Here is a 21,369-nt window from a genome sequence, read left to right on the forward strand (position 1 = left end):
ATTCTAATCAACTGTGTAGTCAAACACCTTGACGGGAATACCTTTTTCCCTGGCTTGATCAATCGTAAACGTCGTGCCAGGACTATCGTTGACCCGAAATGCCACCAGTTCGTCCGCCAGAGCGACAATTTGGCAATTACGCGCATGAAATGAATCAGCGTTAACTTCATTAAAATCAGTAGCATCGCACAGCACTCCAAGTCGATATTTGGCGATGTCTCGCAGAAGATCGACCGTCGCGACCGCATCATCCTGGCGACATTTGCCGCCAGCCGCTCGGCTATACAATGCTTGGCAATATAGCTCCAGATCCACTGGCAAAAATATCTGAAACCGTGCCGCTTCCAAACCACATTCATACGCCAGCCGCGCCGCTTCGTGATCAGCACCAGTAGCGCCACCCGACACAATTCCATTACCATCGGCAATCTTTTGACCAACAAAATGCTCAATGTCACGGCGAATTGTGTCATTTACTTCACGCGTACCGACAACTCCGAGCCACTTCATAGTTCGCCCCGTTGGTTAAAGTTAAAATATTACCCTTGAGCAGCAATGATCTGCGCCTGAATCCGGTTTAGTTCGGCCTCATCCATCTTTGGCCCCTCGGTCGTCGTCAGCCAACCACGATAGCTCTCGTGAAACTCTGCGTTCTCTGCCCAGACATCAGTCCGCCCTGCCAAGTCACCGTGCAGCGGATACAGCTTAGCATGCACATGCGCCACGCCCGTCCCCTCGAATACCAGCGCTACCCGCGGTGTATCAAACGCGCGCTCCAGCAGCCGCGCCACCTGGCGCACTGCTCGCATAAACTCGAGGTACAGCGTCTCGTCAATCGCAAAAATATAATCACCCGGATTATGCTTTGGAATGACCACTGTCACCCCCGGGGTATTTGGAAACGGCGTGAGAAACGCCAGAAATTGCTCGTCCTCCCAAACCTTCCATGATTTTACGGTGCCTGATACAATGTCGTCGAAAATTGTATGGTTCATAGTTACTCCTTTTAAGATAATTATAGCAAATAATTTTAAGCTAAAGCAAAATTACTTAACACTGCGCAAGCACTAATAGTTGTATTATCTCCTAAAACTACTAGCATGCCGCGATCTTCCCCTGAAAGCGCTACAGAACTTTTGGTTCATGGAGCTAATTACGATCACGTCATTTTAATTTTACATATACGGCGCCATGATTTTACTGGAATTTTTGTAAAATCACTTGACTTAGCAATCTGGTATTGATATATATCAGCTTTTTACGTAATTCCGCGTATCAAGCAAGTGCTAGTAGAAAGGGGTAGTCATGGGTGGCTACCAGGACGGTGATCGTTGGGTTGACCCGGATGGAACTTCTCACACGGTCAATTCGACCAACGATCCCAATGTTCCGGGTGGATACTACTACAACCAGCACGGCCCTGACGGCCACGCAACGGCCGTCTACAACTCTGACGGAACGTTCGCCAATGTGGCGGCGAATCGCGACTGGGTCGAAGTGCCGCGCCAAGACCAGGACTAGTCTGAGCTAGTTGGTCCCTCGCAGACCTCAGCATGTCTGCGTGTGCCCTTGGCACAAAACAAAAACTGCTCTATTCTTGTATTATGAGACCTACTGATGAAATCGCCACTGCCATTCGCGCCAATGACCTGCCAACCTATCAGCGCGAACGCTACCCCGCTATCCAGGAAGGCGAGTTTGTTCGTTTTGTAGATGAGGATTTTTCTGGCGTTGATTTTGGCCAGTTTGTCATGGGATTTTTCATGTTTGAGAATTGCAACCTGGATTACGCAAAGCATATTTACGGGCAACCAATTTGTTTTAAGAATTCATCAGTTCAGAGCGTAGATTTTCGCGGCGTCAAAGCTATTATTGAGACAGGGGGCTGTGACTTTCGCGGCATGAAATATGATAAGGAAACACAATTTGTTTATGGCAGTGGCAAGTTGGCAGCGCGATCACGTTTCGTGAACTGCCAGTTGGATGATGAGGCACGTGAGTTTTTGGCAAAACAAGGCGTGGAGATCGCAGATAAATAAACCTCTGAACAAACACGATACTGGATGAGAATGAAAGGCCACCAAATGACCAAAAAGCTACTAGAAATCGAACGCAAACGCCAATTAACCGGCGACGCAAAAGAATTAATCAAGCGATTGCAAGGCCTCGGTTTTGAGTTAGAGAGCAGCCGCCACGAAATCGATACGTACTATTCTCGCCCCGATGTCAATTTCATGCAGACGGTCGAATGTTTGCGGATTCGCCAGCGCGATGGTTTTGCTGAGGTGACATATAAGCCTGCGACGACGATTGCGACACATACGAAAAACGATGTGATCATTAAGCCCGAGACAAACCTACCGATTCAGCCCGGGAACGCGGCAATCGCCAAGCAGCTACTGGCAAATCTCGGTATGGTGCAGCTCGTTGAAGTTAATAAATACCGGCGATCATTCCAATCCCCAGACTTTCCGCAGGCAACGGTGGCTATAGACGAAATCAAAGACGCTGGGACGTTTGTAGAAGTTGAAGTTTTGTCAGATGATGAGACTAGTGCGCTGGCGATGATCAGCGAGATTGAGGTCAAACTCGGCCTTGACTCGGCAGAAGTTGTCACGCGGCCTTATCGGGATATTTGTATGGGATAATTAAGCTACGTTTTTATCAAATCCACGCCTGGCCCTACTATCCAACCGCAGCACCACACTATACAAAAATATGCTAACCCCCCAAAAAATAACGCTCAGATAATTACCCCAATTAAAATCATTCCAAGGATTGCGGGTCGGGCTGTCTGTTGGGTCGTACGCCACAAATCCCACTACGGACATCACGATAATAATCAGAAGTCCGGAGATAATGATTTCACGCACATAGCTGGAGCGCTGAAATAGTGATAGCCTCAGGTTATATCGAGACCCCGACGGCAACAACACCAATAACACAATAACGATATACGATGGGATGGTTATTATGCCCTCAAATACATCCCACGGGTTAACCTTCATGATATCAGGTTTCACTACCTTCACGATCTCTTGCATACCCAGCGACACCCCAAAGAACAGCAGCAGGATGATCAGCACCAGCCCAACAGAACTCCATCGCCTAGTCCACATTCTTCGCTCCTGCTATGACGCTTGTCGCTACTTTGTAGACTTCATGTATTTTACCAAACACCTGCTTGTCATATTCTTCTCGGTCTTCGATGCTGCTGTCTGGTAATTCGATAGTATTCTTGAACTGCGGCTGCATGATATTAACCGATGTTACCTCCATACCTTCTTCAATTTCAACGTCGTAGACCTGCTTTTCGACGCCCGGAAATTCCTTCACATAGTGATCAATGTACGCGCCAGGAGACAGGAACTTACCCCTACTCGGCCGAAAATCAATGACGATAGTACCAAGTGTATCAGTACGATTATCGATCGAGGGTGCAGAGAATAAACTTTTCGCTAGTTGGCTAATTTTATTATTGTGCTCTATGGCTTCACGAGGAACAAATATTTTCGCGGATTTTATACGATGAGCCTGCCTGATTAACTCGATAGCATCTGGATGACAGACCACCGTCCCGATAAATGCTAGCTTTTCAGAAAGCGAGAGCTTTGTTGCGCAATTGTTTATATACGCTAGGATCTTTACGTTTGTGGCGACGTTTCGGTTGTATTCTAACGCCATAATTCCCTTGTCAGCATAGTAGAGGAAATGCACTACCTGCACCGGCAGCTGCCCATCGGGCAGCGGATAACGCCTGATGAGATCGTCATCGTCCCTACCTATGGTAATCACGTTTGATCCGTACACGGCGATGATACCCGCGTAACATTTGGATGATTCACTAGTTTTATGTAGCTTGTCAAACTGCAAGAGCCGCATAAACGACTCATCATCATTTGGATTGTACTGCCAATTCCTATCGTCCTCTTCAAGCTTCATCAGATCACGGAGAACATCCTCAAACGGATAGCTGCCGTATCCCTCATCGTCACGGTTGGTGATGTTGTAGAGAAAGACGTTGCGCTTGATCATCACAGCTCTCCGGTGAACCTAACGGTTGAATTAAAACTGCTCCAAAAAGTCCAACTTACCGCTTTCAAAATGCCGCACGTCTTCAATGCCGTATTTCATCATTACCAGCCGGTCGATGCCGCAGCCAAAGGCAAAGCCAGTGTACTTATTCGGGTCGATATCGGCAGCCTTCAGCACATTCGGATGAATCATGCCGCAGCCCAATAGTTCGATCCAGCCCTCGCCCGAACAAACTTTACAGCCTGCATCCTCATCCTCACAGAATGGGCAGCTCAGTGCAAATTCAAAGCTCGGTTCGGTGAATGGGAAATAAAATGGATTGACGCGCACGTCAAGTTGCTTGCCGTAATATTCTTGCAAAAACTCCTGCAAGGTAGCGATCAGATTGCCGACGTTAACCCCCTTGGCGACATACACGCCCTCAACTTGATAGAATGTGTGCTCGTGCCGCGCGTCCAGGTCTTCGTTACGAAACACCCGGTCGGGCACGATGGCGGCGATCGCCTCGCCGCTCGCCAAATTACCGCGATATTTCTTCAGTACGCGGTTCTGCATGGTCGAGGTGTGCGCCGGTGCAATCAAGCGGTCGCCATTAGCGTCAGTCTCCTCAGTCATGAACGTGTCATAATCATCGCGCGCTGGGTGACCTTTCGGGAAATTCAGGCTCTCAAACATATGAAATTGGTCATCAATCTCACGCGACTCTTCCGTCACGAAACCCATTCGATTGAAAATGTCAGAAATGCGGTCAATTTCTCGCATCAATGGATGAATCGTGCCGTGCTCACTCGGTAGCAAACTAGGCCGTGGGGCATTGACGTCCATCGGCGCTGTCACGTCAATTGGCGGCAAATCAACTTTCGATAGCTCATCTTCGCGAGCCGTAACTGCCCGCTCCAATTCCTGCTTCAATTCATTAACCTTTTTACCAAATACCCCGCGCTCTTCGCTTGGCAACGTCGCGATAACGCCATATAGTTCCCGCAGCTCTGCGCTCCGCAACACGCTACGCGGTTCAGCTGCCTCGGCTACGCGCGATAATAATAGTGATCGAACTTCCTCTAACGTTTCCACGTCATCGCCCCTGCATCAAAAACATACCGACAACCACGGCCGCCATGATCACAATTATAATCCAGGCCGGTGCCAGCATCGTCGTCTGCTTCGTATCTTCCAAATATTTTACATCCTCTACGCCGTCTAGGCTGGCTTTTTCCTGAAGGCCCGACGCCTTGGCCTTCTCGCGCAGCTCCGCCGCAATGCGTTCTTGTAGTTCACTGCGCCGATCTTGTTGATTTACAAATAATCCCATATGTCGATTATACCAGATATGTTATAATGATAGTAATAGTACAGTAAGGAGGGACTATGGCCACGAAGAAGACTACTAAAAAGGCCGCGACTGCAAAATCCAGTTCAAAGAAAACGACTGCTGCAGCTGCTACATCGAAAACAACCGTAACGCGTGTCACCAGCAAGGCTGAGACGAAAAAACCAGAGGTCAAATCAACTGCTGCTAAACCCGTCAGAACTAGCTCACCACGCAAAAAATTAGATACCAAGCTACCGCGCAACCTCGTCAACATCGTACTCGCCGAAGTTGCTGGTACGTTCATCTTGACGCTAGTCGCCTTGTTCTCGGCATATATGATGACACCGTTTTACATTGGTCTAGCACTGGTAGTATTAGTGCTCGGTATTGGTGCAATCTCCGGCGCGCACATTAACCCAGCCGTGACGTTCGGTCTCTGGACGATGCGTAAGCTTCGGGCTATACTCGTGCCGTTCTACTGGGCAGCACAATTCCTTGGCGCAATGGCTGCCGTTGTCTTGATGGGAGCAATTTCATCAGGCAGCTTCGTCATTAACTTTGACCAATTTACCACTTTCTCGTGGGCGATCTTTGCCGTCGAGCTCGTCGGTATGGCGGTCTTTATGTTCGGGGTGAGTGCTGCTCTGTCACGCACTGATCTCAAGAATACCAGTAGAGCCGTAGTCATCGGTATGTCATTGACACTTGGCCTCGTCGTTAGCGGTGCATTGCTACCACTCGCCCAAAATGCTGCTGTCCAAAAGTACCAACAGGAGCAAGCAAATGCGACTCGGCAAACTCAGCAGCTAAAGGATCAGCGTACTTACCCGCGTGAGGTATATATCAGCGGTGCAACCCTGAACCCAGCAGTTGCCTTAGCCGTGACTGAAAAGACTAACTCACAGCTACAAAATGCCTCAGCACCAGCACAAAAAACAGAGAAAATGTATACCCGCCTCAGCCTCGAGGTTATTGCCGCAACCCTCGTTGGCGCAGCGCTCGGCGGTAACTTGTTCCTACTAATCGGCTATCGCAACAAGGTTGAAGAATAATTCACCTCGCTAGTAACCACGTAATCCCCGTCTTATGAGGCGGGGATTTTTAAGTCGTTAGTCCTCTTGCATTGGTCGATCAAGTAGCTCTGGCTGCGTTTGATGATCACCACCAGCGATTCGCACTACGTCTTTATCAATCTTGCCGAGTTCCTTATACGAATTATTATAATGCCCGACAGTCGTGCTGAGGCTCTTGCCCATCTTAGTCATTAACTCATCAAACTTTTTGATATGCACGCCCAGCTGGCCGACACGCACCTGAATGTCCTTGGCCTGTTCTTCAATTTGTAGACTCCTCAGGCCCTGCAGCACCGTCTGCAAATACGCCAAAAAGCTGGTCGGGCTGACGATGATCACGCGCTTGTCACGAAAGGCGTATTCAATCAAATCGCGGCTCGAACCGCCCGCACCAACATTGTTGATCAGCAGGTCATAATACAGCGACTCACTGGGGATAAACATAAAGGCAAAATCCATAGTATTCTCGCGCGGGCGAATGTACTTGCTAGTTTCGTCAATGCGCCCCTTCAAGTCAGCCTTCACCTTATTCAGCCACAGCTCGCGCTCAGCTTTAGTCTCGGCATTGATCATCCGGTTGTAATTTTCCAAGCTAAACTTACTATCCACCGGCAAGATCTGCCCCTTGTCCAGAAAGATAACCGCATCAACAGTCTCGCCGTCCTTGAATCGGTACTGCATCTGAAACTGCTTGGCGGGCAGCACATTGTCCAGCACACTTTCCAGGTAAAACTCGCCGAACACGCCGCGCTGCTTAGGGTTTTGCAAGACGTTCTGCAGAGTTTTTAGGTCAGTCGCCACATCAACCACCCGCTTGTTCGTCTCATCCAATTTTGCCAGTCTCTGCGTCACGTCCGCCACCAACTTAGCGCTTTCTGACAGCTGCTTTTGGACTGAGGTTTGCACCTGGGCGTTACTGCGCTCCAATTTGTCACTGACTGATTCATTCAGCTTGGCGATGGTTCGCCCCAGTTCCACCACGTCAGTTTTGATGAGTTCGACTGATGATTGATTTTTCAGCTCGCTTAACTTTGACTGCAGCACGAACAACGTCGCACCCAAACCTATAACGATAATAACTAAGAGAATAATGATAATGGCTTCCATACTCTTAGTGTACAGGGATTACAGAGACAAGACAACTCGCGCCAACAGGACAAATATAGCCAAAAAGATAATCGCCGCCACGTTGCCGCGGATCCGGTTCAGCCACATCGCGGTTGCGTATACGAAGCCAAACGCCACGGTTGTTACCATCAGCGACAACCACCACACCTCAGCAGCCGAGACACCAATACCCCACAGTGCACCAACCGCCGCGAGTACCACGAGCAGCGGCCGCCTGACTCGATTGAGAGCGACAATCGGTACGAGCATAACGCTGACCAATACCAGCGCAACGTAGGCACCGATTTGCGCACTGTTCGTACACATTGATGGGTCGGCTGTCGGGCCGCAAATAATCTGCTTTAGGATAAAGCGATCAAGCGCCAGGGCGATCAGCCATGTCACGACACCGCCAACCATACCGCTGACGACAACTCGCCAGAACACCGCCGGCGTCACAGGAAACATATAGTCTGATTCTTCCTCGTGAAAAACTTTCTCAAACCACTTCACAATAGATACAACTATAGCAGTAATTTGATAAAACCGCAACCCTATTTTGCAGTGCGTGACACCCGTCGCAACGGCATGTACCAGAATATGCCCACCCAAGCGATGATGAGCCCCCCAGCCACATCAAGCGGCGTATGCACCAGCGCCACCACCCGCCCTATACCAACCAGTAGCGTCATCACCAAACAGGCCACGGCCCACCCTCGACACTTCGCGCCGAACCACACCGCCAACGTGATGGCCATAGTGAACAGGGCGTGATCGGACGGGAAACCCGGATTATCCAAAAACGAGGCGCCGGCGCTCACGCCTGCTAGCTCAAACGGACGGAGGCCTGATGGCTGATATAATAACCCGATAATTTTTGCCGCAACAAACGCCGTCAGCCCCGCCATCAGCACTCGCATATACACCTGATAGCGCTGGCCTCGCGGTACGTGTCGGATGAGCGTATATATCCCGATCAGCACCACTGGGATCACCAGCCCGTCGGCAATAATTTTCACCATCCATGAAATATCCATAAGCCCCATTATACCCTGCTAGGCCCTGGCGTCAAACCCTGAACCTTAGCTCGTCGACTTGCGCCGCTTTATCATCCATAGTATAATCAGACACGCGTTGGGGATTCGCCAAGTGGTAAGGCACCGGGTTCTGGTCCCGGCATTCGGGGGTTCGAATCCCTCATCCCCAGCCAAGAAAAAGGATTGACGTTTTGTCAATCTTTTTTCTTGCGCTTTGGTTTGGTATGAACCTGATGGTCAGTTGATGTTTCTTGAGATTTTACCGTGGTTGTCGCGCCACCCTGGCCGAAACCGCTTGCCCATATCGCCAAAATCCACACGCCGGCCAGGAACAGGAGCGACCAGCTACCGCCCGGTAGGTCAAACGTCGCCCCAAATATCATTGATACTCCGTGACAGAATGCCATGCTTTCTAGCAGCGTCAACAGCAGTAGCGCCACGATGCCCATCATAGCACTTACCTTTCTCAGCCTAGCCGATATATCCATGGCCAGCAGGAACGGCAACGCCCCAATCTCTGCGACAACGAGAACGATGGCGCACACTGCCGCCATCACGCTCGGCAATCCAGCGAGCATTGCTGGAAACTTATCAAACGAAAATAGCTGGCTCAAGACGATGACGAGAATATATCCGGCAACGATTAACCGTACAATGTGTACGACTGATATTGGTCGTTGGGTTGATGTTTTCTTCATAGATACAGTATACCGACCCGCCTTAAAAAGCTCAAGCTTGTTGTATTATTTACCAAAGCGCTTGCTTTTTTTATTAAAAACACGTACAGTAACAACAAGCGAACGATACAAAAACAAACACTACTGACGTTTCTTTCGCTCTACGATATCCACCACAACAAAATACCGTTACGAGTATGTAGCGGTATTTTCCGTTGTTGGATAAATCACAACGCTATATATAGCGTATACGTGCTATAGTAACAATATGAAAGAATATTGTGAGTCGAGAGGGTTTGTTGAGTTTGGTCCAAAAAATACCGCACCTGTACCATTACTTGCCATTAACGAAATTGAGCAGATTCGTAAAACATATGATCCAGGGGCAATCACTGAACTAGCGACTTCAATCGTTCACGAGGAGGACGGTAATACTTGGTTCGATATGTACAATCCTCTCCTAGCCGCCTGCCTCACACCAGAGGAGGCGGAGCAATACCTCAAGGAACACGCTGCGTTTCATAAAGGATCTCAATCAATTGATAGTCTTACGCCAGACCATGACGGTAACTACGTCATCCTGATCTCTGGGCATCGTCGTAAACGCGCTATCGAACAGCTAATCAGCCAACATGGCATTACGCCGGAATGCGTTCGCGTGAATGTCAATCTTCGCCGTGGCATTACCTTTGAGGAAGCACTCGTTGCCCAAGTGCGCGAGAATACACACGAGAAAGTGTCGCCTACTGAAACCGCCAAATATATCGAGCAACTACACGCCTATCTCGAGAATAAAGAAGGGGCACAGCCGACCTACAGGCGACTGTCTATGATGACCGGGATTAGTGAAGGCATTATTAGTACTGCGCTACGATTTCAGCGCCTACCGGAAAGCATCCGACTACTTGCCACCACTCATGGCGATATCCTCCCCTACTCAACCCTTGTAAGACTCGAGCCACTAATGCGCAAACGAGGCGAGCTGTATAAGAAGTTACTCTCGCTCGGGCAAACCATGAACGGGGAAGACTGTGAGACCTATGTCGAGAATCACCTTCATATCGTGGCGAATACCATTGTTGAAGGCCTCCTTGGCGCCAAGAAGCGCAATCACTATATTCGGCAGCAGATTAGCGACCTAGAACTACGAATTATCAATGCCCAGCCCAGCTTTGACCTTATAGCAGAAACCAGCTCTGGAGCTCAGCGAAAGGCATCAGAGACCCGCCTCGGTAAGACAGCCGTATCGGCCATGCGGCATGCCTGTCGAGACGATCCAAGAAATATGCCACCCGAACAGCTAGCTGACCTCGAGGAGTTCGTCGCAAAAGCCAAGGCATTAGCAGCCCCTGCTGTCAATGACTATGAACAAGAGTCGCTGCTATCCATCTAATCAACGGCTGCTTTTTGCGACTGCTGTTTGCGCCACTCGGCGATTTTGCCGTGATGCCCACTCAGTAAGACTGCCGGTACTCGCAAGTCATTAAATACCTCTGGCCGAGTGTACTGCGGGTACTCAAGTGTCTCGCCGTCTGAGAAGCTCTCAATCTCCGCTGACATTGCACCGCCCAGCACACCTGGCAGCAGCCGCACGATCGAGTCAATGATGGTCATTGCCGGCAGCTCACCACCAGTCAGCACAAAATCACCGATGCTCCACTGCTCATCAACGAATTCCATAATGCGCTCGTCAACGCCCTCGTATCGCCCGCAGATAATGATAAGCCCCCGGCCATCATCCGCCGCCACACGCGCCATCGCCTGTCGCCAGCGTCGACCGCGCGGGCTCATCAAGACAACCTTTGCGCTCTCATCTCGCGACCTGGCAAATTCCACCGCCCGCCACAACGGCTTGATCATCAGTAGCATCCCATCGCCACCGCCATATGGCGTATCATCCACCTGGCGGCGCGGGCCCAGACCGAACTCACGCAAGTTCACCGTCTCGAGCGAAACGATACCATCCTTTTGCGCCTTCCACATCATTGAATTTCCAAAGACTTCAGAAAACATCTCGGGGAACAGGGTAATAACTTGAAATTTTCGCATATCCTTCATTATACCGCGCCCACATAAAAACCACCAAAAAACCGCCCTTTAGCTAGGCGGTTTTTTAGCACAAATAAGGCTCTCAATGGTTACCCATTGCTCGCATAGAGCTGTTCTCGCATATCGTCTGTGCTTGAACTAGTTATGATTATATATCAAGATCATCTAGTTCTGCAAGCTCTTTTCGAGCATTTTCTGCATAAGAAGAGTTATTTTCCACAATTTCATCTGTTGAGTTGTCCACAGAATCATCATCTGAAGCGGCAGTCGTAGTTTGTTTAGCACTCGTAAAGCCGTCGTTATTGACAATTTTCAGGTTGTAGCGCGCATCATTTTTCGTCCCCAACGCCCTGAGCAGCGTCCGCAGACTTTGGGCTGTACCGCCACGCTTACCGATAACCCGACCGAGATCCTCTGGGTTGACCGTCAGTGTGAGCAACACTCCTTTTTCGTCAATCAAACGCTCGACGACGACATCTTCTGGATGTCCAACCAGCGCCTTTACTACGTATTCTACAAATTGCTGATCTATCGTTGACATACTGCCCCTCCTTGGAATTAACTGTACTCCTAGTATAGCATAGGCAATTTGCCGAGGGCAACTATGGCAATTGGCACTTTTTGGCGCAGTGGGCGGTAATGTTCGCTTTGTGCTCAGCCTCAGTCTTGGCGAAATAAGTTACGTTATCGTCGCCGCTCAAGAAATAAAGGTAATCCTCCTGAGCCGGATCGGCCACAGCATTCAGTGCCGCGAGACCAGGCGAAGCAATTGGCCCAGGCGGCAGCCCCTTGTGAATGCGCGTATTGTACGGTGAATTGAGCGTATGCGAGCGAGCCACACCAGCCTTGTCGGCGGCATAATGATACGTCACGTCTGACCCGAGCGGCATATCCTTTTTGAGACGGTTATAAAACACACTGGCGATCCGCCGCATGTCCTCGCAGGTCGTTTTACCTGGACAGCCAATCGACTCACGCTGGATAATTGAAGCCAGTGTTAGCCCCTGATACAGCGACAGTCCTCGAGCCGCAAATTTCTTCTCGAGATTATTCTCAGTCACCACCCGGTCTAGCTCACTGATGGCCCGCTGCAAGGCTTGCTGGGCGGTCGCGTCTGACGGCAAAAAATACGTATCACCATAGATATAGCCCTCAAGATCGGCGGTCGCTGGCTTACTTTTTAGCACCGCACCGGTATAAGTGGCAGCAAAGGCGGCTGTAATTTGCTCATCATTGTAGCCAGCCCGCTTGAGAGCGCTGGCAACATCGGTCTTTTGAGTAGCGGGAGTCGAGGTCTTGTCGCGCAGTGTTGCCCCCGGATAAAATAGTACCGAACGCCGATCCGGTTTGCCACCGAGTAAATGCTTAAGCACCGACGCCACATCTTGATCTTGTGTAAAGCTATACACGCCTTTATTGAACGTGCCGGTAACGTTATTTAACTTGAGGTAAATCGTCATAGCAAAGGCACTACGAATAATTTTTTTATCTTCAAGTTTTTTGGCGATAACCTGCGCTGTGTCGCCACTGGCGATTTCGACACTGATTTTTTGCCGCGCCCCGGCATCGACCGGACGAAGCATTTGTTTGTACCAAATGACGCCGCTAAGCAGCACCACACCCGCCACCGCGACAACTGCCGATACGATAATGAGCCACAACCGCCGTTTTTTAATCTTCAACTTCTTCATCCGTGCACCTCCAAATAATCTTGTAGTATAATACTCGCCGCCTCAGCGTCAATCTCACCCTTATCTTTGATCTTACCAGCCAGGCGCTGTTCGGCCTGAACGCTGGTTAGCGACTCATCCTGATAAGCGATCTCGGCATCAATGTCCAGCTGACCCAGCCGCCTGACAAAATCGACCACGAACTCTGTTTGTTGTGTTGGCTCGCCGGACTGATTGCGCGGATAGCCGACCACTACCAGCGAGATATCGTGCCGCAGCATAATCTCTGCCAGTTCCTCCATGACCCGCTCGTCACTAGCCACCCAGCCAAACGGTACCGCAATCCGCACCTGTGAATCGGCCATCGCCAGACCGATCCGCTTCTCGCCCACATCTAGCGCTAGAAAGTTTTTAGCTTTCATTGAGCTTGAATTCGATGCTTATTCGTTTGGTATCATTTGGTACGGTGCGCACCCAGAACGGAGAGAATTTCACATCAACATTTTCGATACCCTTGATGGCTTCAAGCGCTGACTGGATGTCGCCATAACTTTTACCGCGCGACTGCTCCTTGACCTTTTCCTCATCAATGGTTGGGCCGACGACAGCATTGGCGGTGATGTGAGCGATGAAGTTGCTGCCCTGGCCGCTGAACTGCGCAAACTGCGCGCTATCAACACCATCTTTATAGATTTTTTGTGACTGCTTGCCCTCTAGTTCCTTGTTGGCGGTCGCCTTGAGGTAGGTGCTTAACTCTGATTTTTCGATACCGACCATTGAGGCAGTCACCACCGTTTTGAGCGTCACCGCGCCGGTCGCTTCACTGTCAACGGCGACACTTGGAGTCGGCGTACTGCGCTGCTCCTGGTAGCTTTCTTTGATAGTAACTGTTGAACCGCCGAATGATTGCTCGACCTTGCCACGAAGAGAGTCAGCTTTCTTTTCGTTCAATAAATCACCGGCACGCTTAACATCGTCGCTGCTAACCACCGTCACCTCGCGACTACTACCGCCCGAAGTCTCGCCAACGAGTGTCGCATTAACTCCTGATGGCATCCCTGAAACCGAGCCACTCTCACCGTTATATTCCGCCCCGATATTGGCAGCCGTCACCATGACGGTTGAACCCGAAGCGTTAGAGCGGCTAAACGTCACCGCGCTATCAGTCGTAAAGGTCATCCCACCGCTCGTACGAATCGAGGTGCCAGCCGGAACGGTCTTGTCCAGCAGGCTGATCGAGTCGGTCGCGATACGCAACTTACCCTTGGCTCGCTCACCAACTTTCTTCTTGCCAGTTGCCGAGAACTCAACGGATAACTCTGCTTTTTGCTCCTGCCGGCGCGCCTTGATCACGTCAGCAGCCGGATCAGTCGTCCCGTCAGTCCTGAGTGTCACTTTCTTATTTACCGTCACCGTTGTCGTCTTGGCCGTGATAATCACTCGCGCATGCGGTGCGAACCAAATCGCCCATACCAAAAACCCAATGAGTAGCAGCGCGGCGCCGCCGATCAGCAGAAACTTTTTACGAAATAGATTAAAGTTCGGGACTTTTGGTGCTGTCTTGTTCTTGTTAGCGTTATCCGCCGGCTTTGGAGCCTCGTCGTCCTGTTTTCTGGATGAATCAGCGATGGCCGAATCAATCGCTTTATCCGTTTCATCAACAGGTTGCGCGCTCTTTTCTAGCTCGCCAACCGGTAGCTCGCGCCCATCAATAACGTCATTTTCGTCGTCCACCTTTAGCACCGGCACCTCGGCCATTTCTGGCTTGCTCTGGAGTGTCTTGGCCACCGGAATCTTGGCCGCCGCCGCTAGGCCAGACAGAATCGTATCACCGGTGATCAACACCACCCGCTTATCAACCGACGTAGCCGTCCGAGCGATCAGCCGCATATTGACCGCGCTACGCAGCACACCAACTCGCTTGGGCGGCACCAGCGCGATAATCCGTTCCTTCGACGCCTTTATCTTGCCAACAATGGCAGTGATATCATCTTCGACGTCAATGTAAATAACATCTTTATTCATCTATATTTTAAGTAATCGGTTAACTTTATCCATCAAGCCATGAGCGTCTTGATTACTTACCATTGTATCATATCCAACCCGCAGTAGGCCCATCACCGTGATAAACGTGTGATCGGTGATGTCGCCAGTTGTGTCAGTAATACCGATGACATCAGAGGGCTTGATATGCTGAACGGTCGGCTTTTTTGTAAACGGCAGCTCCTTATACCACGGCTGACTAGCCAGTGCATCAACCAGTTGTTGCAAGCTCGCGCCACCACCACACAGCAAAATTCGGTTCGGCAAGTGATCAACACTATCAAAATCACCGAGCGCCAGTTCAACACCCGACAGCCACACCTCAAGCGTCTTATCAATTGCCTCGTCAAGTTTACGCTTGAGGGTCGGTTTGATGTAGCCATTATCAGTATTTACCTTCAGCTTTTCCGCCTCTTTGTAGCCCAGGTCCAGATCCGTCGCAATCATCCGCGTAAAGCTCCGTCCACCGATGCCGAACATCTTGGTGCCCTCAACGCCGCCGTCATTGACGACCGCAATGTCAGTCGTGCCGCCACCGCAGTCGATCAAAATCGCCGTGAAGTTAGAATTCGCATCTGTACCGAGCACACTCCGGCTGACTGCAAACGGCTCGGCCGCCACGGCGATTAGCTCCAGCGCTAACTCATCAGCCACCTTTTCCAGCGCCCCGATATGCACCATCGGCGCAAATGCCGTATAAATCTGTACCGCGACGTCCCGCCCCTGAAAACCGATCGGGTTCGACACCTTGTAGCCGTCAATATGAATGCTGACCAGTGCCGAGTTAACCAGCTTCACCTCGACATCCTCGTTGCCAGTCTCCAGCGCAATCTGCGCCTGCGCCTTGCCCTGCGCCCGTTCCTGTACCTTCTCAATGATGAATTCCATCTCAGCAACGTCCAGCGGCTTATCAGGCTGTGGTCGGCGATAACGAATGGTGTTGGTTACTCCCTTGACCAGCTCACCGGCGATACCGATGATCACCCGCTTGGCCTGAACACCGGCCTTGTCCTCAGCCTCAGTCAGCGCCGCCTCACAATTGGTCACCACACCAGCGATATCAGCAATCGCGCCTTGATGCATGTCGCCCAGATTCTGCTGTGCCCGACCAACTCCGATAATCTCGATATCATCATCCTTGATCTCGGCGATCAGCGCCTTGATATACTCCGTACCAATGTCGAGACCGACCAGGTACTGGTGTTCATCTTTGTCTGTCTTCTTGAAAAGCCTATCTAACACCATAGTCTTTATGATTATATACCATTTGGATGTGGATTGGCTAGTTTTTTACGAGGATAATTAACCAGCCTCAGGCAAGTATCGCCTTAATCCGCCGAATCCCAGCAGCACTCGCCTCTTCTTTGGTGATCGTAAAGCGCTTGCCGCCCTCGGCCAAGATGCCGGTGTGTTCGACGTGTGGGCCACCGCAGACTTCAAAGCTAATGACGTTATCGCCTTCGCCGATGGAATAGACTTTCACCGTGTCGCCGTAGCGCTCGCCAAAGGCGCCGATTGCGCCCATGTTTAGCGCCTCGTCAGTCGGATAGACGGCAAAACTGACTGGTAAATCTGCGTCGATCCAAGCATTGACTTGATCTTCCACCGCCTGTTTTTCCTCTGGTGTCAATTTATCGTGATTAAAATCGAAACGCAGGCGCTGGGCAGTGATATTGCTGCCATGCTGCTGCAAATCCGGCGCCTTCAGAACTTTGCGCAGTGCCGCCCCCAACAAGTGCGTCGCCGTATGATATTTCAGATGAATCGGATCGTGACCCTCTAGGCCGCCGCTAAATTGCCCTTTGCGCGCAGTTTTGGAACGTTGGCGTTGCTCGGCCATTCGCGCATCAAATTCGGCGCGCCAGTTATCAGAAAGCTTGATACCTTGTTTATAGGCCTCTTCGGTACTCAGCTCCACCGGAAAGCCAAACGTATCATATAGCGTAAATAGCTCTTCGCCAGTCAAGCCGTCGTCGATATAATGCTGCATTTGCCTGAGACCTTTGCGCAGCGTTTGGCGGAAGGCTTTTTCTTCCTTAACGAGAACAGCGATGATACTCTCGCGGTTTTCCTTAACTTCTGGGAAATCCGCTTCATATAAATCAGCGATCACCGGCACGACCTCCTCGAGGAAATTCTGCTCGATCCCTAGGTCAAAACTATAGCGAATCGCCCGGCGCAACAGGCGGCGCATCACGTAGCCCTGTTCCTTATTGCTCGGCACGCAGCCGTCAACCGCCATAAAGGTAGCGGCCCTCAGATGATCAGCGATTACCCGCATACTTTCGGTATGTGACGCGTACTTTTTGCCGCTCAAATCCTGCAATTTCTCGACGATTGGCCACAGCAAGCTAATCTTGAAAACGTCGGGGTCATTATTCACGGCCGCCGCAATTCGCTCCAGGCCCGAACCATGATCAATGTTTGGCTTTTCTAGCGGCTCAAACACACCGTCCGCCACCTTTTTATAGGCCATAAAGACATTATTACCAATCTCCATAAAGCGACCACAATCGCAGTTCGGATGACAATGCTCGCCAAACTTCGGATCGTGCTCAATGAAGTCAAACTCATAAAACATCTCGCTATCCGGCCCGCACGGATCACCAATTGGCGTGGTCTCTGGCCCGCCGTTGCGGCTCCACCAGTTCTTACTACCATCATAGTAAAAAATTCGCTCACCCGGGTGAATACCACGCATATAACCGGCTTCTTCCGAACCAATATCGGCCTGACCGCTGCTCAGGCCTGCTGTTTCGTATAGCTCCGCCCAGATTTCCGCTGCCTCAGTATCCTTAGGAATATTGTAGCGTTCATCACCAATGTAGCAGGTGATATAAATCCGGTTCATGTCCAGCCCAACCTCTTCGGACAGGAATTGCCACATCCAATTGATCTGCTCTTTTTTGAAATAATCACCCAAACTCCAGTTACCGAGCATTTCAAAAAACGTCGTGTGGCGGTTATCACCGATATCATCAATGTCTTGGGCCCGCAAGCACGTCTGTGAATCAGCGATTCGCTTACCCTCAGGATGCGGCTCACCCAGCAGGTACGGGATCATTGGCTGCATGCCCGCACCGGTAAATAGTGTTGTCGGATCGTCGGTTAGAATCAGCGGCGCGCGCCTAATGACTGCATGAGCCTGTTTGCTGTAAAAGTCGAGATATTTGAGGCGAATTTCTTGAGCGTTCATAGGAGTAATTATAGCACAAGTCACCTCAGATACTCTGGATCTTTATGAACGTTTTTTCCGCATCAGCAGCACTGCACCGCTGATAATGGCCGCGACCCCAGCCCCGATGGCTACCAGCAAACTCGTACCGGTATCGGCTAGTTGACTGCCCGCTCGGCCTTGCGAAGCGCCCGGCTGCCCTGGTTGACTCGGCTGACCCGGTTGGTTAGGAGCACCTGGATTACCCGGCGCTGTTGGCACAGCGTTCCACTTAGCGTATAGCGTGAAGTTAGAATTTGGCATCGTATGGACGTTAAAGTCCCACTGCATCAGATAAGTTGGATCAGCGTACCACCCAGCAAAGGTATAGCCAGCCCGCGTCGGATCAGCCGGCCGCACCGCCTTGGCAGTGTAGGCGACCGTTTGAGATGGTACCGGTGAGCCTGAGCCGGTATCAAACGTCAGCGTGTAGGTCGGGCACTGCTTGGCATCGCCATTGATCGTCCAGCCGTGACCACCGTCGGCCACTGCCTTTTGCAGTGCTGCATGCGCCGCCTCCGCCGTACAATATTTCAGGCCAGCCGCACCCAGCGTCACTGGTGACTTGAGTACTGCATTATTCCAGGCAGTCAGTGTTGCGTCGTAATTTTGCACCGATAGCGCCGTATTATCAAGCATATTCGCCCCGCCGGCATACGGATTCCCCGTAACATCCTGCAGCGAGGTCAGTTGCCAGCCAGCCAGCGACTGGTTGAATGCCCGCGCATTAGCCAACATCCGCACCATAGCGTGTGCCTTCGTCATATTCCACAGCCCGATCGGCTGATTGAACGAATTTGCCCACTCAAACATGCTATCGGCGTATTCAAGTTTTGCAGTATTCCAGCTGGCAATTGACGAACTGCCGCCGTTATTGAACGCCCCTGCATACGCAAACATATGACCAGCGCTCGTCACATTTCCCATGTTCCACGCACCGATGTTTTGGTTAAACTGTCCGGCGCCATGGAACATATTAGCGGTTGTCGTCACATTTGATGTATTCCATTGCCAGTTGGCACCCTCACCCTTGAGCGAGTGAGCTGTGTCGAACATACCTTGCAGGCTCGTTACGTTCGTGAGATTTGGCACGTCAGTCGCCTTGACATCCATATTCTCAGCGCCCCGAAACGCCGAGTCCATGCTGCGCCACGCACCCGTTCCCCACTGGTCAACTGACATGATTTTCAAACGATCACCGGCATTATTCACATAAATCTGCGGGAATGTACCGCCGATACGAATCGTGTGACGACCCTCGTCGCTGTATGTGCAGGTGTGGCTACCGGTCACGCCCACGGCGTCAGGAATACCGTCATTGTTACAGTCGACCGTATAATTATATCCCCCGCCTGTCACCGGTATAGTAAATTGATCGGTGTTTGATACGCCCGGTTTCGTGGTGTCAATCGTCATGACAAAATCAGTATTGTTAATTGGATCAGCTTTCGCTGGCTGCGTCATCGCAAGTAGCGTCAGGCCACCAACACCAAGCATCATAACCCCTGCTGTTAGCGTCGGCAGCAGGCGCCTGCGTTGTTGTAAATATTTCATAAACCCCCTATTATGTTCATGTTACTTCGTTGTACTATTACCTCAAATAATACGCGACTAAGCCCTCCATTGTCAAGAAAATCCCGCCCTCATCGCGGGCGGGAAATGTCTCAGTTTATCACGTCGTATTATTCAGCGCCTGACTCATCAGTATCTGACTGAACTGGCTCTTCTTTTGGCTGGTTTTTACGAAGCTTCTCTGGATTGCGGATGGCTTTGTGCCTATCAGCAGCTGGCGCTTTAACCCACTTTGGCAAGGTGACGCCAGCTTCTTTCAATAACTTAACAACACGCGGTGTTGGCTGGGCACCATTGTCCAAATATTTCTGTGCTAATTCAGCCTGAATATTTGCTGCTTTAGTGTGTGGATTGTAGCTGCCGACATACGCGACCACGCGACCGCTTGATGGATGGCGCTGCGCCTCTTGTACTGCCAGGCGGTACACCGGATAACCCTTACGACCCAACCGTTGCAAACGAATTGCTAGCATGTGTAATTTCTTCCTTTTCTTACAACTCTTTGATTAATGTATTACTCCTAGAGAGTGTACACTATTTCCCTGCGGTCGTCAATTCTGTCTTGAGACTTCTATTGACTTTTTATTTCTATCTGTTATAATATCCAAGTATGCCACATGAACATATCCAACCAAGAGAAATCAATGATACAGATTTTATTATTTCGGGTCTACTTGGCGAAGGCGGCTCAAAAACAGTGTTTGACACAGTCATTAATGGAAAAAGAAGAGCGCTGGCGATACCGAATAGTATTGACGATCCCGATACACAGGCAGAGAAATGGAACAGTGTATTACAAGAACCCGAAAACGCGAAACTACTGTCTGAATTAGGACTTCTCACTATTCCAGAATACGAAATAATGGTTGCTACTATAAACGGTCGGGAATTACCAGCACTAAGTATGACACCGTTTTCTGATCTTCCTTTTAGGGTCTTTGACAGCAAGGATGGAACACAGACATATACACACGGTCCACTTTCTCACATTGAACATTTTTCAGATATTTCTTCCTATATCACTGGTTTTGGCGCCGATATCGCCACGCTCACACAATCGGGAATCGTCCTGTCGCGAGACAGCATATCATTTGCCGCCTTACCGGACGGATCGATGCGCTTATTTTTCTACGATTTACAGAATATGACAATTAACGATGATTCTGTTAATGAAGATGACCTTAGAGGGGATTATTCAAAACTAGTCGTCTATATGTTAGATAACATATTTGACTACCAGCAGTTGATGCGTTTTGAAGAACAGGGCTACGATTTTCATGAGCGCATGAATCTATCATAGAGACTTCAAGCAATCGCTAAATTAAACTTTAGTATTGCTCGACGCGAAGTGTATGATTTAATTGCTGATGACCCGATAAAAGCCGTGTCTGACAGAGCAGAAAAAGAAAAGCGTCAGCTTGAAGATCCTGACGTTGCGCAATGTCTGAGAGAAAGGATTAATCGCTAAAGCTCGTTTTTCCCAAAGTATCGTCGAACACGAAGAAAATTTTGAACGCCTAAAACAATTGTTTGGTCAAATTCCTAACCGCGGTATGTTTATCGAGGCTATGATGAATGAA

The 21,369-nt window shown here is 50.2% G+C and carries 25 protein-coding genes and 1 tRNA gene; 7 read left to right on the top strand and 19 right to left on the bottom strand.

Annotated features, from left to right (window positions below):
• Positions 1 to 3: 3 nt before the first annotated feature.
• A complete protein-coding gene (locus tag GWK78_02615; protein QHU93907.1) occupies positions 4 to 510 on the bottom strand; it encodes a hypothetical protein in 507 nt (168 codons plus the stop codon).
• Positions 511 to 539: 29 nt separating this feature from the next.
• On the bottom strand, positions 540 to 995 hold the full coding sequence (locus GWK78_02620) for an HIT domain-containing protein (protein ID QHU93908.1): 456 nt from the start codon (positions 993 to 995) through the stop codon (positions 540 to 542).
• Between the two features lie 310 nt (positions 996 to 1,305).
• Between GWK78_02620 and GWK78_02625 the strand changes: the two genes are divergently transcribed.
• From GWK78_02625 to cyaB, 3 genes are all read left to right on the top strand, one after another.
• Positions 1,306 to 1,521 (top strand): hypothetical protein, encoded by a 216-nt coding sequence (locus GWK78_02625; GenBank protein QHU93909.1) that lies wholly within the window; start codon positions 1,306 to 1,308, stop codon positions 1,519 to 1,521.
• Between the two features lie 83 nt (positions 1,522 to 1,604).
• Positions 1,605 to 2,039, top strand: a complete 435-nt coding sequence (locus GWK78_02630) for a hypothetical protein (protein ID QHU93910.1) — start codon at positions 1,605 to 1,607, stop codon at positions 2,037 to 2,039.
• A gap of 30 nt (positions 2,040 to 2,069) precedes the next feature.
• The gene (gene cyaB / locus GWK78_02635) at positions 2,070 to 2,648 is read left to right on the top strand and encodes a class IV adenylate cyclase (protein ID QHU93911.1); all 579 of its coding nucleotides are present in this window, start codon (positions 2,070 to 2,072) and stop codon (positions 2,646 to 2,648) included.
• On the opposite strand, the gene GWK78_02640 is transcribed toward cyaB, so the two are convergent.
• The 4 genes from GWK78_02640 to GWK78_02655 are packed head-to-tail and all read right to left on the bottom strand — an operon-like array spanning position 2,649 to position 5,347.
• Positions 2,649 to 3,119 carry a hypothetical protein gene (locus GWK78_02640; GenBank protein ID QHU93912.1) on the bottom strand — a complete coding sequence of 157 codons (471 nt, stop codon included), beginning with the start codon at positions 3,117 to 3,119 and terminating at the stop codon, positions 2,649 to 2,651.
• The gene (locus GWK78_02645; GenBank protein QHU93913.1) at positions 3,109 to 4,035 is read right to left on the bottom strand and encodes a hypothetical protein; all 927 of its coding nucleotides are present in this window, start codon (positions 4,033 to 4,035) and stop codon (positions 3,109 to 3,111) included. The genes GWK78_02640 and GWK78_02645 overlap by 11 nt, the downstream gene beginning before the upstream one ends.
• Before the next feature lie 30 nt (positions 4,036 to 4,065).
• Entirely contained in the window at positions 4,066 to 5,109 is a 1,044-nt protein-coding gene (gene pheS, locus GWK78_02650) for a phenylalanine--tRNA ligase subunit alpha (GenBank protein QHU93914.1), read from the bottom strand.
• Between the two features lies 1 nt (position 5,110).
• Positions 5,111 to 5,347, bottom strand: a complete 237-nt coding sequence (locus GWK78_02655) for a hypothetical protein (GenBank protein QHU93915.1) — start codon at positions 5,345 to 5,347, stop codon at positions 5,111 to 5,113.
• A gap of 56 nt (positions 5,348 to 5,403) precedes the next feature.
• Between GWK78_02655 and GWK78_02660 the strand changes: the two genes are divergently transcribed.
• On the top strand, positions 5,404 to 6,399 hold the full coding sequence (locus tag GWK78_02660; protein ID QHU93916.1) for a hypothetical protein: 996 nt from the start codon (positions 5,404 to 5,406) through the stop codon (positions 6,397 to 6,399).
• A gap of 57 nt (positions 6,400 to 6,456) precedes the next feature.
• Here the strand turns inward: GWK78_02660 and rmuC are convergent, their stop codons facing one another.
• The 3 genes from rmuC to GWK78_02675 are packed head-to-tail and all read right to left on the bottom strand — an operon-like array spanning position 6,457 to position 8,564.
• Positions 6,457 to 7,527, bottom strand: a complete 1,071-nt coding sequence (gene rmuC, locus GWK78_02665; GenBank protein ID QHU93917.1) for a DNA recombination protein RmuC — start codon at positions 7,525 to 7,527, stop codon at positions 6,457 to 6,459.
• Between the two features lie 18 nt (positions 7,528 to 7,545).
• Positions 7,546 to 8,040 carry a hypothetical protein gene (locus GWK78_02670; protein ID QHU93918.1) on the bottom strand — a complete coding sequence of 165 codons (495 nt, stop codon included), beginning with the start codon at positions 8,038 to 8,040 and terminating at the stop codon, positions 7,546 to 7,548.
• 41 nt (positions 8,041 to 8,081) lie between these two features.
• A complete protein-coding gene (locus GWK78_02675; protein QHU93919.1) occupies positions 8,082 to 8,564 on the bottom strand; it encodes a phosphatase PAP2 family protein in 483 nt (160 codons plus the stop codon).
• A gap of 98 nt (positions 8,565 to 8,662) precedes the next feature.
• On the opposite strand from GWK78_02675, the gene GWK78_02680 reads away from it, so the two are divergent.
• Positions 8,663 to 8,737, top strand: a tRNA-Gln gene (locus tag GWK78_02680).
• Positions 8,738 to 8,758: 21 nt separating this feature from the next.
• On the opposite strand, the gene GWK78_02685 is transcribed toward GWK78_02680, so the two are convergent.
• Entirely contained in the window at positions 8,759 to 9,262 is a 504-nt protein-coding gene (locus tag GWK78_02685; protein QHU93920.1) for a hypothetical protein, read from the bottom strand.
• A 247-nt stretch (positions 9,263 to 9,509) separates the two neighbouring features.
• Between GWK78_02685 and GWK78_02690 the strand changes: the two genes are divergently transcribed.
• A complete protein-coding gene (locus GWK78_02690) occupies positions 9,510 to 10,634 on the top strand; it encodes a hypothetical protein (protein ID QHU93921.1) in 1,125 nt (374 codons plus the stop codon).
• On the opposite strand, the gene trmD is transcribed toward GWK78_02690, so the two are convergent.
• The 9 genes from trmD to rpsP all read right to left on the bottom strand — a co-directional run bounded on the left by trmD (position 10,631) and on the right by rpsP (position 20,262).
• Positions 10,631 to 11,302 carry a tRNA (guanosine(37)-N1)-methyltransferase TrmD gene (gene trmD / locus GWK78_02695; protein QHU94268.1) on the bottom strand — a complete coding sequence of 224 codons (672 nt, stop codon included), beginning with the start codon at positions 11,300 to 11,302 and terminating at the stop codon, positions 10,631 to 10,633. The two genes, GWK78_02690 and trmD, sit on opposite strands and share 4 nt — an antisense overlap.
• A gap of 136 nt (positions 11,303 to 11,438) precedes the next feature.
• On the bottom strand, positions 11,439 to 11,831 hold the full coding sequence (locus GWK78_02700; protein ID QHU93922.1) for a KH domain-containing protein: 393 nt from the start codon (positions 11,829 to 11,831) through the stop codon (positions 11,439 to 11,441).
• A gap of 61 nt (positions 11,832 to 11,892) precedes the next feature.
• Complete coding sequence (mltG, locus tag GWK78_02705; GenBank protein QHU93923.1) at positions 11,893 to 12,981, bottom strand: endolytic transglycosylase MltG; 1,089 nt, start codon at positions 12,979 to 12,981, stop codon at positions 11,893 to 11,895.
• Positions 12,978 to 13,382 carry a Holliday junction resolvase RuvX gene (gene ruvX / locus GWK78_02710; GenBank protein ID QHU93924.1) on the bottom strand — a complete coding sequence of 135 codons (405 nt, stop codon included), beginning with the start codon at positions 13,380 to 13,382 and terminating at the stop codon, positions 12,978 to 12,980. Before ruvX ends, mltG begins: the two co-directional genes overlap by 4 nt.
• Positions 13,372 to 14,985 (bottom strand): hypothetical protein, encoded by a 1,614-nt coding sequence (locus GWK78_02715; protein QHU93925.1) that lies wholly within the window; start codon positions 14,983 to 14,985, stop codon positions 13,372 to 13,374. The genes ruvX and GWK78_02715 overlap by 11 nt, the downstream gene beginning before the upstream one ends.
• On the bottom strand, positions 14,986 to 16,248 hold the full coding sequence (locus GWK78_02720) for a hypothetical protein (protein ID QHU93926.1): 1,263 nt from the start codon (positions 16,246 to 16,248) through the stop codon (positions 14,986 to 14,988). It lies immediately after the preceding gene.
• Between the two features lie 67 nt (positions 16,249 to 16,315).
• Positions 16,316 to 18,199 carry an alanine--tRNA ligase gene (locus GWK78_02725; GenBank protein ID QHU93927.1) on the bottom strand — a complete coding sequence of 628 codons (1,884 nt, stop codon included), beginning with the start codon at positions 18,197 to 18,199 and terminating at the stop codon, positions 16,316 to 16,318.
• A gap of 42 nt (positions 18,200 to 18,241) precedes the next feature.
• On the bottom strand, positions 18,242 to 19,771 hold the full coding sequence (locus GWK78_02730; protein ID QHU93928.1) for a BspA family leucine-rich repeat surface protein: 1,530 nt from the start codon (positions 19,769 to 19,771) through the stop codon (positions 18,242 to 18,244).
• Between the two features lie 128 nt (positions 19,772 to 19,899).
• Positions 19,900 to 20,262: a 30S ribosomal protein S16 gene (rpsP, locus tag GWK78_02735; protein ID QHU93929.1), complete on the bottom strand. Its 363-nt coding sequence runs from the start codon at positions 20,260 to 20,262 to the stop codon at positions 19,900 to 19,902.
• 137 nt (positions 20,263 to 20,399) lie between these two features.
• Here rpsP and GWK78_02740 point away from each other — a divergent pair, with 137 nt between their 5' ends.
• On the top strand, positions 20,400 to 21,089 hold the full coding sequence (locus GWK78_02740) for a hypothetical protein (protein QHU93930.1): 690 nt from the start codon (positions 20,400 to 20,402) through the stop codon (positions 21,087 to 21,089).
• Positions 21,090 to 21,369: the final 280 nt, after the last annotated feature.

The sequence above is a fragment of the Candidatus Saccharibacteria bacterium oral taxon 488 genome, from assembly GCA_010202845.1.
GTDB lineage: Bacteria > Patescibacteriota > Saccharimonadia > Saccharimonadales > Saccharimonadaceae > Nanosynbacter.

What these genes read in the sequence shown, in the direction of transcription:
- GWK78_02615 (QHU93907.1), bottom strand. Translation starts at nt 510, where the DNA reads ATGAAGTGGCTCGGAGTTGTCGGTACGCGTGAAGTAAATGACACAATT.
- GWK78_02620 (QHU93908.1), bottom strand. Translation starts at nt 995, where the DNA reads ATGAACCATACAATTTTCGACGACATTGTATCAGGCACCGTAAAATCA.
- GWK78_02625 (QHU93909.1), top strand. Translation starts at nt 1,306, where the DNA reads ATGGGTGGCTACCAGGACGGTGATCGTTGGGTTGACCCGGATGGAACT.
- GWK78_02630 (QHU93910.1), top strand. Translation starts at nt 1,605, where the DNA reads ATGAGACCTACTGATGAAATCGCCACTGCCATTCGCGCCAATGACCTG.
- cyaB (QHU93911.1), top strand. Translation starts at nt 2,070, where the DNA reads ATGAAAGGCCACCAAATGACCAAAAAGCTACTAGAAATCGAACGCAAA.
- GWK78_02640 (QHU93912.1), bottom strand. Translation starts at nt 3,119, where the DNA reads ATGTGGACTAGGCGATGGAGTTCTGTTGGGCTGGTGCTGATCATCCTG.
- GWK78_02645 (QHU93913.1), bottom strand. Translation starts at nt 4,035, where the DNA reads ATGATCAAGCGCAACGTCTTTCTCTACAACATCACCAACCGTGACGAT.
- GWK78_02655 (QHU93915.1), bottom strand. Translation starts at nt 5,347, where the DNA reads ATGGGATTATTTGTAAATCAACAAGATCGGCGCAGTGAACTACAAGAA.
- GWK78_02660 (QHU93916.1), top strand. Translation starts at nt 5,404, where the DNA reads ATGGCCACGAAGAAGACTACTAAAAAGGCCGCGACTGCAAAATCCAGT.
- rmuC (QHU93917.1), bottom strand. Translation starts at nt 7,527, where the DNA reads ATGGAAGCCATTATCATTATTCTCTTAGTTATTATCGTTATAGGTTTG.
- GWK78_02675 (QHU93919.1), bottom strand. Translation starts at nt 8,564, where the DNA reads ATGGATATTTCATGGATGGTGAAAATTATTGCCGACGGGCTGGTGATC.
- GWK78_02685 (QHU93920.1), bottom strand. Translation starts at nt 9,262, where the DNA reads ATGAAGAAAACATCAACCCAACGACCAATATCAGTCGTACACATTGTA.
- GWK78_02690 (QHU93921.1), top strand. Translation starts at nt 9,510, where the DNA reads ATGAAAGAATATTGTGAGTCGAGAGGGTTTGTTGAGTTTGGTCCAAAA.
- GWK78_02700 (QHU93922.1), bottom strand. Translation starts at nt 11,831, where the DNA reads ATGTCAACGATAGATCAGCAATTTGTAGAATACGTAGTAAAGGCGCTG.
- mltG (QHU93923.1), bottom strand. Translation starts at nt 12,981, where the DNA reads ATGAAGAAGTTGAAGATTAAAAAACGGCGGTTGTGGCTCATTATCGTA.
- ruvX (QHU93924.1), bottom strand. Translation starts at nt 13,382, where the DNA reads ATGAAAGCTAAAAACTTTCTAGCGCTAGATGTGGGCGAGAAGCGGATC.
- GWK78_02715 (QHU93925.1), bottom strand. Translation starts at nt 14,985, where the DNA reads ATGAATAAAGATGTTATTTACATTGACGTCGAAGATGATATCACTGCC.
- GWK78_02720 (QHU93926.1), bottom strand. Translation starts at nt 16,248, where the DNA reads ATGGTGTTAGATAGGCTTTTCAAGAAGACAGACAAAGATGAACACCAG.
- GWK78_02725 (QHU93927.1), bottom strand. Translation starts at nt 18,199, where the DNA reads ATGAACGCTCAAGAAATTCGCCTCAAATATCTCGACTTTTACAGCAAA.
- GWK78_02730 (QHU93928.1), bottom strand. Translation starts at nt 19,771, where the DNA reads ATGAAATATTTACAACAACGCAGGCGCCTGCTGCCGACGCTAACAGCA.
- rpsP (QHU93929.1), bottom strand. Translation starts at nt 20,262, where the DNA reads ATGCTAGCAATTCGTTTGCAACGGTTGGGTCGTAAGGGTTATCCGGTG.
- GWK78_02740 (QHU93930.1), top strand. Translation starts at nt 20,400, where the DNA reads ATGCCACATGAACATATCCAACCAAGAGAAATCAATGATACAGATTTT.